The 766-nt window shown below is 36.9% G+C and carries 1 protein-coding gene; it reads left to right on the forward strand.

Going from position 1 to position 766, the window contains the following annotated elements:
• Positions 1-573: hypothetical protein (locus ACFIKE_RS11960; RefSeq protein ID WP_375650177.1), on the forward strand; the 573-nt coding region annotated here is incomplete at its 5' end.
• Between the last annotated feature and the right edge of the window lie 193 nt (positions 574-766).

Consider the following 766-nt stretch of genomic DNA (forward strand, 5'->3'; position numbering starts at 1 on the left):
TTGAACGGAATTGTTGATCCAAACTACAAGGGACGATTTCAAACGAAAAAGGTGGTCATAGGAGGTGTTGGCATGTCTATTTCTGAGCAAAAAGAACTTGAAGACACCTTTGAGAAATCCCTCGTTAAATACAATGTACAGATATTGAGAGGATTAGAACTTTTCCCTCCAACTCGTAATTATTCCTATAACGAGAAAGAGGAAATTATAACAAATAAAGGCGCAGATGCACTCCTAATAGTTAGCGTTGATAATCGTGCTATATCGCAGACATATATCCCGCCAACGTATCATCCGGGAACCTCTACAAGTACTATTTCGGGATTTGGAAACTTTGCTACCATAAAAACTGAGACGACACCAGGTTATGTGACCGGTGGATATAATATTAGTAAGCCCGCCATAAGTGTTAGTGTTTATCTTATTCACCATACAAAAAACAAAGAAACCATATGGCTAGCAAAAGGCTCTAGCGATGGAAATGCTTTTGCATCATTTTCTAATCTCATAGTAAGCGTTGCAGAAACAACTGTCGAGAAACTAGCCAAAGAGGGGCTTATAGTCCCAAAGTAGAGTTAGGAAAATAGCAGCATAATCACGAATTTTAGCCACAAGGTCGATGTTAATAAAGCTATCATTTTAGATTACGGTATAATCTTTTAAAGGCAATGTAAAAGAAGCCTATTCACTTTAAGATGGGATTTCTTAAAAGTCTTAAAGCAATCCAAAGTAGAGTATCTAAAAGTGCAAGTTTCTTCTTTTTAGA

Origin of the sequence: Bartonella sp. MU70NMGDW, assembly GCF_042194085.1 — a bacterium.
GTDB classification, from domain to species: Bacteria; Pseudomonadota; Alphaproteobacteria; order Rhizobiales; family Rhizobiaceae; genus Bartonella; species Bartonella grahamii.